At 67.4% G+C, this 3615-nt stretch carries 6 protein-coding genes and 1 pseudogene; 2 read left to right on the forward strand and 5 right to left on the reverse strand.

Annotation, left to right across the window (positions count from 1 at the left end; genetic code table 11):
• Nucleotides 1–55: 55 nt before the first annotated feature.
• From E1284_RS39485 to E1284_RS39500, 4 genes are read right to left on the reverse strand one after another with little or no spacing between them, the layout of a single operon-like run.
• Nucleotides 56–298: a hypothetical protein gene (locus E1284_RS39485; RefSeq protein WP_131945245.1), complete on the reverse strand. Its 243-nt coding sequence runs from the start codon at nt 296–298 to the stop codon at nt 56–58.
• A gap of 30 nt (nt 299–328) precedes the next feature.
• Nucleotides 329–556, reverse strand: a complete 228-nt coding sequence (locus E1284_RS39490; RefSeq protein WP_131945246.1) for a hypothetical protein — start codon at nt 554–556, stop codon at nt 329–331.
• Nucleotides 553–762, reverse strand: a complete 210-nt coding sequence (locus tag E1284_RS39495) for a hypothetical protein (protein ID WP_131945247.1) — start codon at nt 760–762, stop codon at nt 553–555. The genes E1284_RS39490 and E1284_RS39495 overlap by 4 nt, the downstream gene beginning before the upstream one ends.
• A complete protein-coding gene (locus E1284_RS39500) occupies nt 759–1037 on the reverse strand; it encodes a hypothetical protein (RefSeq protein WP_131945248.1) in 279 nt (92 codons plus the stop codon). The genes E1284_RS39495 and E1284_RS39500 overlap by 4 nt, the downstream gene beginning before the upstream one ends.
• 326 nt (nt 1038–1363) lie before the next feature.
• Here E1284_RS39500 and E1284_RS42760 point away from each other — a divergent pair, with 326 nt between their 5' ends.
• The gene (locus E1284_RS42760; protein ID WP_207924221.1) at nt 1364–2263 is read left to right on the forward strand and encodes a hypothetical protein; all 900 of its coding nucleotides are present in this window, start codon (nt 1364–1366) and stop codon (nt 2261–2263) included.
• Nucleotides 2250–3413 (forward strand): hypothetical protein, encoded by a 1164-nt coding sequence (locus tag E1284_RS39510; RefSeq protein ID WP_131945249.1) that lies wholly within the window; start codon nt 2250–2252, stop codon nt 3411–3413. The genes E1284_RS42760 and E1284_RS39510 overlap by 14 nt, the downstream gene beginning before the upstream one ends.
• A gap of 59 nt (nt 3414–3472) precedes the next feature.
• Here E1284_RS39510 and E1284_RS43515 read toward each other — a convergent pair.
• Nucleotides 3473–3615 (reverse strand): annotated as a pseudogene (locus tag E1284_RS43515) (IS110 family transposase); the annotation flags it as partial.

The raw sequence follows: 3615 nt of genomic DNA on the forward strand, positions 1-3615 counted from the left end.
GCCCCACCCAGCGCAGGGACGGCCCCCTCCGGTGATGGCGGGGTCCAAGCCACCATCACCAGGCCCTTTTCATGACCGGGCGCCCCGCGCGCTGCCGCTCCTGCGTCAACGCCTCACGCAGCGCTGCTGAATCCGACCGGATCACGGTCGGGTCGACGCCGGCGGCCGGGTCGTGCAGGGTGGCGACCCAGTCGCCGGGAGCGCCGTCCCAGCGCCGAGCCCGCCAGATGCGGTGTCCGGTGAACTCTTCCCGGAGCTGGCGGAGTGCCGGGTCCTCAGTCTGCGCACGTGTTTCCATCGCGGGGTTCCTCACTCGGAGTCCTTCATCTCAGGCCGCCCCGCTCTCACGGGCCGGGCAGGTCGATTCAGCCCCGTGAACCCGAGCCGTGATCTGCTGCGTCCGTGCGTGGAGTTCATCGAGTTCCGCAGTGATCTCGGCGAGTTCCGCGAGCAGGAGCTGACGCTCTTCCTCGGTCAGTCCGACCGCCTTCTTCCTGGTCATCGATTGCCGTGCAGGGGAGATGCGGACGACGGCCGCCCGCCGGTCGCCGGTCATCGCGCGTCCCCCGATCCGTTGAACCGGTCGAGGCGAATGCGCAGTTCGCTCGCGCTCTGCCCGTACAAAGCACCCCACCCCGACCGCTTGGCGACCCACCGCCCCGAGCACTCACGCGCGATCAGCCAGCCAGGGAAGTCGGCTTCCATCCCGTCGACCAGCCGCTTGATCAGCGCCGACGTCCCGCTACCGGCGAGGCCGTTCACGAGGTCACCGCCTCAGCGCCGCCCGGACGAGCCTGTTCGGCGATCCGCCGAGCCGCCCCCGGATTGTCGTTGACCGGGTGTTGACGCCCGTCCTGATCCCAGGAGAAGTACCGCCCGGAGTAGCCGACGAAGACCCAGAGGAAGACGCCGCGCACGTCGGTGAAGACGGCCAGGCCGGCGACGTTCTCACGGACCTCGGATCGAACCTCGTATTCGGTCAACTCGGCCCGCAGTCCCGCCAGCAACTCGATCTCAGGAGTGGTGTCGGTGTTCACGCTTCTAAGGTGGCCGGGAGACACGTCACGTCGCATTACCGCCTGTATCGCATCTAGGACGGATCGTTCTCGTCTTGTCTCGTCTGATGCTCGTCTGTGTTACGTTCCTGCAGTCGGAAGGTTGGTGATGGCGAATCCCCCCCGTACCGCTGAAAGTTCTACTTCGAGAGAAGCACTGGCAGACGCACCAGACGTTTTGCGGCGAATACGACAAAGCGGCGAAAGGCGTCGACCCTGGTCTTGTCGGGAGTTGGCCGAGCCGAGCGCAGTTCCACCGATGGCTCAGCGGCGAACTCAAAGGGCTCCCGTACCCGCATCACTGCCGCGTGCTGGAGAAGATGCTCCCCGGCTGGACGGCCGAACAGCTCTTCGAGCCGTGTCCGCCGAAGGAGTCCAACCAGCCGCACAGCGACCCCAACGAGCCCATGGCCCCCGACGTTGCCGAGCTGCTCACCACCCTTGAACACCACATCAACACCCCCGAAACCGGCGAGGTCAGTTGGGGCAGCACCACCCGAACCATCCCCGCGGCCAAGGCCCGACTCGCAGCCACCAGAGCAGCCACCAGCGGCCACGCCCAGGACCTCGGCCGCAGACTCCTCCAACTCCAGCGCGAACGCCGCCTGAACGACGCCGACATCACTGAACTGGCCGGCCTTTCCGGTCACGTCGTCGAGCTGGCGAAGACCATCGACATTGAGATTGCCGCCGACGGCGCCGCGCGCCTGGAATACCGCTTCGACCTGCTGAACCTCGGCGACAAGCCGCAGGCCCGCATGTCGCGCGAAGTGTGGTTCGAGCACACCACCGGCCCCCTGGTCATCAAACCCGTCCCCGACATTGACCGGCGCATCGCCATCCAGCGCATCCACGACACGACCAACCTCGCCAAGTTCGCGTTTCAAATCTCACCGCCACTACGGCCGGGGGAGTGGGCGCGCGTCGGCTACGTCTGCGAGGGCGGCAAGTTCGACCTGAACCACTACTGGCGCGAGGCGATGCCCCGCTACTGCCGCCGTTATGAGATCAACGTCCGGCAACGCCGTGTCGACCTCGCCGGGTGCACCGCGTGCGAGGAACACCCGGACGGCTCGGAGAACTCCGCCACAGATAGCCTCCTTTGGGACATCGACGGCCAGGACGCCGTCATGTCGTTGACCCGTGACCACCTACGCCCGAACCAGTTCGTGACGCTGCGCTGGGAGCCGATCCGTGAACCTGCGTGACGAGATCGAATCGACCCTACGAGCCTGGCACGCTTACGAGACCGGCCGCGGATCAGTCGCCGTCATCGACTTCGATTGCGCCCCCAGCACCACAGCCACCGAACCGGCCACCAGCCGCCTAGCCGTCTACGAACGCCTCACCGACCTCCACACCCGCGCCACCGAGGCCGGAGCCACCCGCCTCACCGCCCGCCTGACGGCCGACCTGGCATATCTAGGCGCCCTCCTAGGCGAACACCGGCCGCTGACCGACTACGTCCAGGCGACCCAGGGATGCCCCGCCGCCGGATGGCAGGACGGCTACATCACCCACCGAGGCGACCAGGCCCGCCAAGCCCTGACCGCCCTGGGCATCCAGTGGGGACCCGACACCGCCCGCGACCTGAACGCCATCGAAGGCCCCATCGAGACCGACGAGGCCCCCGACGCGATCCGCCAGGCCGCCGACGACTACGAGCAGGCCGTCCGGCAGGCCACCGGCAGCAAGGCACCGTTCGACCTCACCATCGAGACCGCCGAGGTTGATGCCTACTGGGCGTACTGGCTCGACGGTGCCGGCGACAAGGTCCGGCTACGCCTCAATCTCCGCCGCGCCAGCTTCACCAAGGTCGCCGCCCGCCAGTTCGCCCTACACGAGGTACTCGGCCACGGCCTCCAGGGCGCGAGCTGGTCGGCACGAGCCGCCGCCGAAGAGGTCCCCTGGGTACGCCTGATGTCAGTGCACGCCCCGCAACAAGTCCTCCTCGAAGGACTCGCCCAGGCCCTACCGCTCTTCATCGCGCCGGACGACGAGCTACTCGTCACCCGCACCCGCTTCGACTACTACAACCAACTAGTGCGCGCCGAGCTGCACCTAGCCCTCAACGACGGCGCGAGCATCGCCGAGTTGGCCGACCATGCCCGCTTCCGCATGCCGTGGATCAAGGAAGCCGCCATAGCCGACCTCCTCACCGACCGCGGATCCAACCCGCAACTTCGCTCCTACCTGTGGGCCTATCCGGCTGGCATCGACTGGTTCACCAACCTCGCCGACGCCGACCAGCCCACCAGGACGACCGTCCTACAGGCCGCCTACCGAGACCCGCTAGCCCCAAGCGACCTAGAGTCGCTCTGGCCAGCAGGCCCCACCATCGGCGGTCAAGGCACCTAAAGCCCCAGGTCAGCCGGGCAACCAGCCGACTGGATGAGACCTCCGATGGTGCTAAGTCGTCAAGCTGCTGCGGTGACGGGCGGGGTGAAGGCTTTGATCGGGTCGTAGAGCTGCCTGGTCTGGAGGCAGTGGTAGAGCTGGCCGAGCATCCGGTTGAACAGGTTGCGCAGTGCGGCGGCGTGCCGGTCTCCGTGGTCGCGTC

The sequence above is a fragment of the Actinomadura bangladeshensis genome (genome assembly GCF_004348335.1).
Taxonomy (GTDB): domain Bacteria; phylum Actinomycetota; class Actinomycetes; order Streptosporangiales; family Streptosporangiaceae; genus Spirillospora; species Spirillospora bangladeshensis.

What these genes read in the sequence shown, in the direction of transcription:
- E1284_RS39485 (WP_131945245.1), bottom strand. Translation starts at nt 298, where the DNA reads ATGGAAACACGTGCGCAGACTGAGGACCCGGCACTCCGCCAGCTCCGG.
- E1284_RS39490 (WP_131945246.1), bottom strand. Translation starts at nt 556, where the DNA reads ATGACCGGCGACCGGCGGGCGGCCGTCGTCCGCATCTCCCCTGCACGG.